Source organism: Polaromonas sp. P1_G2, assembly GCF_056405515.1.
The window spans coordinates 1-1,141 of the sequence record NZ_JBFUBY010000523.1 but is presented as its reverse complement, the minus strand read 5'-3'; the positions used below and the strand labels follow the sequence as shown (position 1 = coordinate 1,141).

Here is a 1,141-nt window from a genome sequence, read left to right as displayed (position 1 = left end):
GCCCGTAGCGCAGCGAAGGGACGCAGCAACCAGGGTCGCCTTTTCTTTTGCTTACTTTTCTTTTGGCGAAGCAAAAGAAAAGTGAGTAGCCGCCGGGCTACCCCCGGCCAGCAACCCTATGCAGAGGGCGAGCGCGCAGAGACCGGCGCAAGACCCGGCCTACTTCGAAGCCTCACCCCGAGCCGCCTCCAACACATCCCGAGTCCGAACCGCCTCGCGCCGCGCAGCATCAGCAAAATCATCCCCACTGGACGCATACAAGATAGCCCGAGACGAATTCACGATGATGGGCGCCCCGGCCCGCCAGCCGGCTTTGACAGTGGCAACAGCATCTCCACCCTGCGCCCCAACACCGGGAATCAGCAAAGGCAGGACAGGCGCCACGACCCGCACACGCTCGATCTCCGCCGGATAGGTCGCCCCCACCACCAGCCCCAACTGGCCGTTGAGGTTCCACGGTCCCTGCGCCAGGCGCGCCACATGTTCATACAGCAGAGGCTGGCCTTCGATGGAAGCAAAACGCTGGTTCTGCAGGTCGTCGCCGCCGGGGTTGGAAGTGCGGCACAGCAAAAACGCACCCTTGCCTTCGTACTTCAGATAGGGCGCGACCGAGTCGAAGCCCATGAAGGGCGAAAGCGTCACCGCGTCGGCGCCGTAGCGCTCAAACGCTTCCTTCGCGTATTGCTCGGCGGTGGAGCCTATGTCGCCGCGTTTGGCGTCCAGGATGATGGGTACTTGCGGCGCGACGCGGCGCATGTGTTCCATCAGGCGTTCGAGCTGGCCTTCGGCGCGGTGGGCGGCGAAGTAGGCGATCTGCGGCTTGAAGGAAATCACCAGGTCGGCGGTGGCGTCGACGATCGCGGCGCAAAAATCGTAAATCTTGTTGGCGTCGCCCTTGAGCTTGCCGGGGAACTTGGTGGGCTCCGGGTCCAGGCCGACGCAAAGCATGGAATGGTTTTGGCGTTCTGCGGCGCCCAGCATGTCGAGGAAAGTCATAGCCCGTATTGTAAGAAGGTGGCTCCCCGAGCAGGTTTTGCCTCAAACCGGGACAATCGCGCAAAACCACCCGCCCACCCATGCAACTCTCCCGCCGCCAGCTCATACTTCTCGTCCTCCTCACCCTGGTCTGGGGCTTGAACAC

Annotated in this window: 1 protein-coding gene; it reads right to left on the bottom strand. The window is 62.8% G+C overall.

Features of this window, described 5'->3' with window-relative positions:
- Positions 1-159: 159 nt before the first annotated feature.
- A complete protein-coding gene (pyrF, locus tag AC1D0P_RS25885) occupies positions 160-996 on the bottom strand; it encodes an orotidine-5'-phosphate decarboxylase (RefSeq protein ID WP_477679343.1) in 837 nt (278 codons plus the stop codon).
- Positions 997-1,141: the final 145 nt, after the last annotated feature.

What these genes read in the sequence shown, in the direction of transcription:
- pyrF (WP_477679343.1), bottom strand. Translation starts at nt 996, where the DNA reads ATGACTTTCCTCGACATGCTGGGCGCCGCAGAACGCCAAAACCATTCC.